This is a genomic window from Streptomyces calidiresistens (assembly GCF_014141525.1).
Taxonomy (GTDB): domain Bacteria; phylum Actinomycetota; class Actinomycetes; order Streptomycetales; family Streptomycetaceae; genus Streptomyces; species Streptomyces calidiresistens.
The window spans coordinates 1-5,667 of record NZ_VKHS01000336.1; the positions used below are offsets into that span (position 1 = coordinate 1).

The window sequence follows — 5,667 nt, forward strand, 5'->3', positions numbered from 1 at the left end:
CAGAGACAGCACCCCGCCTCCGACGAACCCGCCGCCCCGCCGGTGCTCGCCGAGGTCGTGCGCTCGGGCTTCGTGGAGGGCCGGCACCGCGGCTCGCTCGTCGAACTGGCCGCCGACGGCACCGTGCGCCGGGCCCTGGGCGACGTGACCTCACCCTTCTTCCCCCGCTCCAGCAACAAGCCGATGCAGGCCGCCGCGATCCTGCGCGCCGGCGCCGACCTGCGCGGCGAGGACCTGGCCATGGCCGCCGCCAGCCACGCCGGCGAGGCGTTCCACCGGGCCCGCGCCGCCGCCGTCCTCTCGGCGCACGGCTTCGCCGAGGACGACCTGATCTGCCCGCCGGACCTGCCCGGCGACCCGGAGGAGGTCGAGCGGGTGCTCGCCGCCGGCGGCGGGCGCACCCGGCTCGCGATGAACTGCTCCGGCAAGCACGCCGCCATGCTCGCCGCCTGTGCGGCGAACGGCTGGTCCACCGCCGACTACGCCGACCCCGACCACCCCCTCCAGCGCCTGATCCGGGAGACCCTGGAGGAGCTGAGCGGGGAGAAGGTGGCGCACACCGGCGTCGACGGCTGCGGCGCGCCGCTGATGGCGATCTCCCTGACCGGCCTGGCCCGCGCCTTCCGCGCCCACGTGCTGGCCGACCCCGACACCCCGGAGCGGAGGGTGGCCGACGCCATGCGCGCCCACCCCGAGTACATCGGCGGCACCCGCCGCGAGGACACCCTGCTGATGCGGGAGGTGCCGGGCGTGCTGGCCAAGGCGGGCGCCGAGGGCGTGCAGGCCGTGGCGCTGGCCGACGGCCGCGCCTTGGCCTTCAAGATCGAGGACGGGGCCGGACGGGCGCGCGGCCCGGTGCTGGCCGCCGCGCTGGCCGCGATGGGGGTGGAGCACCCGGTGCTGGAGCGGATCGCCGAGGCCCCGCTGCTGGGCGGCGGACGGCCGGTGGGCGGGGTGCGGGCGACCATTTGAGGGTCCCGGCCGAGGGCGGTGCGGCGGATGTCCGGGGCCCCCGAGCCCGCGGGGTCGGGTGCCGGCGCGCGGAGAACGCGGAAAATGCGTGGCGACACCCGACCCCCGGTCCTACCGTCTGACCATGGCCTCGGACTCACCCGTACAGACGCCCACCGCAGCCGCCGCCCCCGATCCGGACATCCGCGCCGTCGGCGGGGACGCCGACCTGTTCGCCCAGTGGCTGGTGGGCGTCCGCACCGGCTTCAACGTCCCGCCCGGCGGCGACCCGAAGGAGGCCCCCGACCGCTTCGCGGGGATGGACCTCTCCCGCACCCGGGGCGTCTTCGACGAGGGCCGCTGCGTAGCCACCTTCCGCTCCTTCGACCAGGAGCTGACCGCCCCCGGCGGGAAGGCGGTGCGCGCCGACGCCGTCACCGCCGTGACCGTCTCCTCCACCCACCGCCGGCGCGGCCTGCTGTCCCGGCTGATGACCGAGGACCTGCGGGCGGCGCGGGAGCGCGGCGACACCGTGGCCACCCTGATCGCCGCCGAGTACCGCATCTACGGCCGCTACGGCTTCGGCCCGGCCGCGAGCGCGACCACCCTGGAGATCGACACCGCGGGTGCCGGCCTCGACCCGCGACGCACCGGCCGGCCGGAGGACCTCGGCCTGCCCGGCTCGATCCGCTTCGCCGACGCCGAGGAGGTGCGGAAGATCGGGCCCGAACTGCACGACCGGTTCCGCCGGCTGCACCCGGGCGCCATCGACCGGGACGCCTTCTGGTGGGACCGGTTCACCGGCGTCGTGCGGTGGTCCGACGACCCACCCGTCTTCCACCACCTGCTGTACACGGACGCCGAGGGCGTGCCGCAGGGCCTGGCGAGCTACACCATCGACGAGACCTGGACCCACGGCCGGCCCGACAACCTGCTGAAGGTGCGCTCCCTGATCGGTGCCACCCCGGCGGCCGAGCGGGCGCTGTGGCACCACCTGTGCTGCAACGACTGGGTGAGTCGGATCTCCACCGGGAAGCGCTACCCGGAGGATCCGATGGTCTCGCTGCTGCCCGACCCTCGTGCCGCCCGGATCACCGACCAGTGGGACTTCCTGTGGGTCCGGCCGCTGGACACCGCCGCGATGCTGTCCTCGCGGGTCTACCGGACCGACGGCGAGCTGGTGGTGGAGGTACGCGACCCGCTGGGGCTGTCCGACGGACGCTTCCTGCTGACCGCCTCGCCGGAGGGCGCCGAGTGCGTGCCCACCGACCGCTCCGCCGACCTGACGCTGGACACCGGCGTGCTGGCGGGCCTGTGGCTGGGGGAGCGCTCCGCCACCCTCGCGCACGCGGCGGGGGAGCTGGACGAGGAGACACCGGGCGCGGTCGTGCAGGCCGATCTGCTGCTGGGGACCGGTCGTCGGCCCTGGTGCCCGGACGGTTTCTGAGGAGGTCGCGGGTTCTCCCCGGACCAACAGGGGAGACCGGGAGAACCGGAAGCAAAAAGGGGCAGAGGAACAGGGGGGCGGGGTGCCGGCACGCGGCGGGGGCGTGCCGACGCCCGGCCTCAGCCGAGCGCCAGCAGCCCCGCCGCGACCGCCAGCAGGCCCACGCTGAACTGCCAGCGCAGACCGCTCTCCGGTCCCGACTCCCACAGCACGAAGGCCACCAGTACCGTGGCCGCCACGACCTGCCAGCCGAGCTGGAGCAGGAAGGGCAACAGGACGTGGAACACCAGCGCGCTCAACGCCCGGACCCGACCCTCAACCATGATCGCCTTCCTCCTTCCGCGCTTCCGCTTCCATCGCCGGCGGGAGGAGCCGCGCGTCCACCGCGCGACCGGGGTGATCGAGGGTGGCCGGGTGACGGGGAGCCGGGCGGATCCTCGCCCCCATCCCCTTCCGCGCTCACCTTCCGTCACGGTCGCCTCGCCGCGACATGTGACGGTTCGGGGGGTTGATCCCCTCCGCTCCCGTCCATCCCGGCGACCTCTACCTCGCGGCCGCCCGGGACGAACGGTTGCGACCGCTGGTGGACGCGTGGATCGGGGAGATGACCCGGGCGGTGGCGACGGTGTCCGACGAGCCGACGGCCAGGGCGATCACCGCCCTGGTGGACGGGGCGCTCATCCAGGCCCTGGTCACCGACCGACCCCTGGACCACCGCCTGCTGTCCACGACCGTGGACGCCCTCCTGCGGGGCCTCCACGACGGAAACGACCCGGCGGCGGGGACCGGGAACGACGCACACACACGGAAGCGGGAACAGTGGAGATCGGTGGACTGATCGGCGTCTTCCTCGGCGGGGCGCTCCCCTGGCTGGAGGCGATCATCGTGATCCCGGCGGGAATCGTCGCGGGCCTCAACCCGGTCGCGGTGACCGTGGCAGGCCTGGCCGGCAACCTGCTGACGGTCGCCCTCACCGCCTGGTACGGCGAGCGACTGCGCCGCTGGTGGCTGGAGCGGCGGGCCCGGCGAGCCGTTCACGCCGCGACCGGCGAGGGGGAGTCGCCGGCCGTGCCGGCGCCGGTGTCCGAACGGGCCGCCGCCCGCCGGGAGCGCATCCGTCGCATCCTCAACCGGTGGGGCATGCCGGGACTGGCCGTCCTCGGCCCCCTGGGCATCGGCACCCAGCTCTCCGCCGCGGTGGCGGTGTCGATGGGTGTCACCGCCCGCCGGGCCACGGTGTGGGTGGGCGGTGCGACCCTGGCCTGGGGCGTCCTGGCCGCGGTGCTGGCGATCGGCGGCGTGGGCCTGTTCACCTCCTGACCGGCGGTACGCCGCCCCGGGGATCCCGCCCGCGCCCCGGTCCCCCGTGGACGCGCGACGGGGCCCGGGGCCGGTGCGGCCGCTCAGCGGCGGGGGGCGGGTCCGTGCCCCAGGTACTCGACCAGGGCCGTGCCGGGTCGGAAGACCGCCCGGTGGCCATCGGTGTCGAAGGTGCCGAAGCCCAGCACCGTGACGGCCTCGCCGGAACGAATGACCTCGGCGATGGCCCCGGGGCGCTCCAGCGTCCCGAACAGCGCGTCGATGATCTGTCCGGTCTGCTCGGCCGAGAGCTCGGCGCCGTTGTCGGCGGCCTTGCCGAGGGTGCGTTCGACCAGTTCGGTCCTGTCCATGTCCCGTCCCGCCCATTCGTCATCGGTGCCTGCCCGGCTCTCCGGGGCCGGTCGACCGGCCCCGGAGGGTCATCGTGACACCGGTCGGGGCGCACCGCCCGTTCAGGCGGTCCGTCCCGGCGGTCGCCGGCGCGGACCGGGGTCCCCGGCCCGGGGGTGGAGGGCCGCGAAACGTCGCAGGGACTCCCCGAACGCGGTGAGGAAGTCCTCGCGGACCGGCTCCGGCAGACGGTCCAGGGAGAGGTAGGGGTTGAGGTCCTCCAGCTCGACCAGGAGAAGTTCGCCGTCCCGGGTGCGGCAGGCGTCCACCCGCTGGATGCCGTGGTCGAGGGTGTTCCACTCGACGAACCGCCGGGCGAACCGCAGGTCGGCCCCGGTGGGTTCGTAGGGCTCCAACTCCCACCGGCGTTCCGGGTCGGGGGCGTACAGGGCGTACCGGAAGACGCCGTCGAGGTGGAGGAAGGACACCTCGTACCGGAAGTCCACCAGCGGCTGGATGAGCTGCCCCTCCCCCGCCCCGGGCGGAAGTCCCACCACCTCCGAGCGGTCCAGGACCCGCAGCCCGATGGAGTCCGCGCCCGTCTCGGGTTTGACGACGTACCGGTCGGCCGCCGGCAGGCGGTCCGGGACCACCGGATACCGGAGGGTGGGGATGACGGGGTACCCGGCCTCGGTCAGGAGCGGGAGGTAGCCCTTCCCCGCCATGTCCCCCCGGCCGGTGAGCGGGTTGTACACCGGGACGCGTCGGGCCAGGGCGTGTTCCCGGAACGCCTCGTGGGCCTCCCGGTAGTGGATCACCGGACCGCTGTTGCGGACCACGACGAGGTCGAAGGCGTCCATCAGGGCGACCGCGTCCAGCGGATGGCACAGGGCGATGTCGAAGTCCTCGCGCAGGCGGGAGGTGAGCAGGACGTCCTCGTCGCCGTACCGGCGTCCGCGCGCCGGGTAGGCGAGGTCGGTGACGAACAGGACCTTGGGCCGAGGGGTCATCGCGTGTTCTCCGGGAAGCGGGGACGGGCTTCGCCCCACATTCCATCACCGCCGCCGCGGTCGGTCCCCGGGGCGTCGGGTTTCCCCGGTCGGGACCCGGGCAGTCGCCCGCCCGGACACCATCCCGGGGAGGGACCGTGAGCGGAACAGTCACCGAGCAGGGCCGGAGAGCCGCCGACGGGGCGGAGCGGGCCGCCCACCGGGGGGCGCGCAGCCCCGTGCTCCGCCGGGCGGCGCGGATCGGACTGGTGGCGCGGGGGGTGATCCACGGGGTGGTGGGGCTGTTGGCCCTGCAGATCGCCTTCGGCTCGGGCGGTGACCCACAGGCCGATCAGCAGGGTGCGGTGCAGGAACTCGCGGCACAACCGTTCGGCGCGGCGCTGATCTGGGCCGTGGGGTGCGGCCTGGCGGCACTGGCGCTGTGGCGGGTCGTCGAGGCGATCGTCGGGCCCGCCGGCCCCGACGGCGGGAAAGCCGGCAAACGGCTGGGGGCCGCGGGGGGCTCCGTCGCCTGTGCGGTGATCTCCTTCTCCGTGCTGTCCTTCGCGGTGGGGGCGGGGGGCGGGGAGACCCTCCCCCCCCCCCGCCCCAACCGGGTCACGCGGTGGG

Annotated in this window: 8 protein-coding genes; 5 read left to right on the top strand and 3 right to left on the bottom strand. The window is 74.9% G+C overall.

Going from position 1 to position 5,667, the window contains the following annotated elements:
* Together FOE67_RS14750 and FOE67_RS14755 are read left to right on the top strand one after the other, a co-directional pair.
* A partial coding sequence (locus FOE67_RS14750; protein WP_194444286.1) for an asparaginase occupies positions 1-972 on the top strand: 972 nt, incomplete at its 5' end.
* A 124-nt stretch (positions 973-1,096) separates the two neighbouring features.
* Positions 1,097-2,398, top strand: coding sequence for a GNAT family N-acetyltransferase (locus FOE67_RS14755; protein ID WP_182664410.1), 1,302 nt, complete (start codon positions 1,097-1,099; stop codon positions 2,396-2,398).
* Positions 2,399-2,517: 119 nt separating this feature from the next.
* Here FOE67_RS14755 and FOE67_RS14760 read toward each other — a convergent pair whose 3' ends face one another.
* Positions 2,518-2,721, bottom strand: coding sequence for a hypothetical protein (locus FOE67_RS14760; RefSeq protein ID WP_182664412.1), 204 nt, complete (start codon positions 2,719-2,721; stop codon positions 2,518-2,520).
* A gap of 185 nt (positions 2,722-2,906) precedes the next feature.
* Between FOE67_RS14760 and FOE67_RS29345 the strand changes: the two genes are divergently transcribed.
* Positions 2,907-3,236, top strand: coding sequence for a TetR/AcrR family transcriptional regulator (locus tag FOE67_RS29345; RefSeq protein WP_228473900.1), 330 nt, complete (start codon positions 2,907-2,909; stop codon positions 3,234-3,236).
* Positions 3,218-3,718 carry a small multi-drug export protein gene (locus FOE67_RS29350; RefSeq protein ID WP_323384946.1) on the top strand — a complete coding sequence of 167 codons (501 nt, stop codon included), beginning with the start codon at positions 3,218-3,220 and terminating at the stop codon, positions 3,716-3,718. The genes FOE67_RS29345 and FOE67_RS29350 overlap by 19 nt, the downstream gene beginning before the upstream one ends.
* Positions 3,719-3,801: 83 nt before the next feature.
* Here FOE67_RS29350 and FOE67_RS14770 read toward each other — a convergent pair whose 3' ends face one another.
* Positions 3,802-4,068 (bottom strand): HU family DNA-binding protein, encoded by a 267-nt coding sequence (locus tag FOE67_RS14770; RefSeq protein WP_182664416.1) that lies wholly within the window; start codon positions 4,066-4,068, stop codon positions 3,802-3,804.
* A gap of 102 nt (positions 4,069-4,170) precedes the next feature.
* A complete protein-coding gene (locus tag FOE67_RS14775; protein WP_228473901.1) occupies positions 4,171-5,058 on the bottom strand; it encodes a hypothetical protein in 888 nt (295 codons plus the stop codon).
* A gap of 137 nt (positions 5,059-5,195) precedes the next feature.
* Here FOE67_RS14775 and FOE67_RS14780 point away from each other — a divergent pair.
* Positions 5,196-5,667 (top strand): DUF1206 domain-containing protein (locus tag FOE67_RS14780; RefSeq protein ID WP_323384947.1); only part of this gene is annotated, 472 nt, incomplete at its 3' end.